This window comes from Streptomyces sp. NPDC053755 (assembly GCF_040677675.1).
Lineage (GTDB): Bacteria > Actinomycetota > Actinomycetes > Streptomycetales > Streptomycetaceae > Streptomyces.
Genome location: NZ_JBFASK010000083.1, coordinates 1 through 1,562, shown reverse-complemented (window position 1 = coordinate 1,562; position 1,562 = coordinate 1). Strand labels below are relative to the sequence as shown.

The 1,562-nt window shown below is 66.2% G+C and carries 2 protein-coding genes; both read left to right on the top strand.

Translation table 11 applies throughout. The annotated features are described in order from the left end of the window. Positions 1–88: 88 nt before the first annotated feature. On the top strand, positions 89–685 hold the full coding sequence (locus AB0K65_RS32315) for a hypothetical protein (protein ID WP_365722866.1): 597 nt from the start codon (positions 89–91) through the stop codon (positions 683–685). A gap of 38 nt (positions 686–723) precedes the next feature. After that, the gene (locus AB0K65_RS32310) at positions 724–1,494 is read left to right on the top strand and encodes a transposase (RefSeq protein WP_365722864.1); all 771 of its coding nucleotides are present in this window, start codon (positions 724–726) and stop codon (positions 1,492–1,494) included. The last annotated feature ends 68 nt before the right edge of the window (positions 1,495–1,562 follow it).

The following is a 1,562-nucleotide window of genomic DNA, read 5'->3' as shown; positions in this document are numbered from 1 at the left end:
CTAAGGGCTGTCCCGCAAAGACCTGGAGGCCCGAGTCGAGGCTCGAAAAGATGTGATGCCGTGCACGCAGGGTGTGTACGGTGCCGGAGTGATCGACTTTGATGGCGCTTGGTTGGGTGCAGAGGCTGCGCGGCGGTTGGCGGAGGCGGACTGCTGTGAGATAGCTCCAGGGCTCACGGAGGAAGAGTTCAGCCGGATCGAGGCGACCTATGAGCTCGAGTTCTCCCCGGAGCATCGTGCTTTTCTAGCGGCAGGGCTGCCGGTCGCTTCACCTCCCGAGGAAGGCGCGACGTGGCAGCAGCCCTGGCCCGACTGGCGTCACGCTGATGAAGACGACCTGCGCGATCGGCTGGAGTGGCCGGTACGAGAAGTGCTGGGCGATGTCGCTCATGGCAGCTGGCATCCGGCCCTGGGAGCGCGTCCCGCCTCCAAGGAAGAGGATCTGGAGGTAGCCCGAGCGGTGCTTGCACGAGCGCCACGACTCGTTCCCATCTACGCGCACCGCTTCATACCCGCAGGTCGTGACACTCCGGGACATCCGGTCCTATCTGTGTGGGGGACCGACATCATCTGCTACGGCCACGATCTGGCCGACTACATCGACCGCGAGTTCGGCGAGATCGACGAGGACACGCCCTGGAATCCGCAGGCATCCGTCCCGCTCTGGAAGGACTTCCTCGGCTGAGATTGCCCCGGCTGATGCCGATGTAAATGATCTCTGTCGTGTCTGGTGTGATCACGGCCTCGGAGCCGTCCTGGATAGTCCCGTTCACCGGTGTGGCTCCGCGCCAGTTCAACCGGGTGGTGCGTGCGCTGCGGCGCGAAGGCGCCGACATCACTCGGCGCGGCCGGCCGTGGGGGATTCCACTGGAAGACCGGTTGCTCCTGGTGGCCGCTTACTGGCGCACCAACCTGACACTGCGCCAGCTCGCACCGCTCTTCGGCGTCTCGAAGTCCGCGGCCAGTCGCATCGTCGGTCACCTCGGCCCCCGGCTCGCGCTCAAGCCCCGCAGACGGTTCCGCAAGGACACCGTGCTCATCGTGGACGGAACTCTGGTCCCCACCCGCGACCACACGGTGGCCGAGCGGTCCAAGAACTACCGGTACTCCACCAATCACCAGGTCGTCATCGACGCCGACACCCAGCGCGTCGTCGTGGTCGGCCGGCCGTTGCCCGGCAACCGCAACGACTGCAAGGCGTGGGCACTGTCCGGAGCCAAGGCCGCCGTCGGCCGCACCACCGTCATCGCCGACGGCGGCTACCGGGGCACCGGCCTGGTGATCCCGCACCGCCGCGAGCGCGGCCAAAGCGAACTGCCGGCCTGGAAGGAAGAACACAACACTTCTCACCGTCAGGTCCGCGCCCGTGTCGAGCACGCCTTCGCCCGCATGAAGACCTGGAAGATCCTCCGAGATTGCCGGTTGAAGGGCGACGGCGTCCATCACGCGATGAGCGGCATCGCCCGCCTGCACAACCTCGCACTCGGCCGATAGGCGAGCCGCGCGGATAGCAGCCGATCACGGCCCTACTGACTCGAAGATCTTTACGGGACAGCCCTTAG